Annotated in this window: 1 protein-coding gene; it reads left to right on the plus strand. The window is 67.0% G+C overall.

Translation table 11 applies throughout. The annotated features are described in order from the left end of the window. Positions 1-224, plus strand: a 224-nt coding sequence (locus ACPYN7_RS18090; RefSeq protein ID WP_424348570.1) for a M24 family metallopeptidase, incomplete at both ends; no start/stop codon positions are given.

Raw genomic sequence — 224 nt, forward strand, 5'->3', positions numbered from 1 at the left:
TACGGCCACTCCTTCGGGGTGCTCTCCCACTACTACGGCCGCGAGGCCGGCCTGGAGCTGCGCGAGGACATCGACACGGTCCTGGAGCCGGGCATGGTCGTGTCCATGGAACCGATGATCACGATCCCCGAGGGCGAACCCGGCGCCGGCGGCTACCGCGAGCACGACATCCTCGTCATCGGTCAGGACACCGTGGAGAACATCACCAAGTTCCCCTACGGCCC

The sequence above is a fragment of the Kocuria sp. CH-021 genome (assembly GCF_049716185.1).
GTDB lineage: Bacteria > Actinomycetota > Actinomycetes > Actinomycetales > Micrococcaceae > Kocuria > Kocuria cellulosilytica.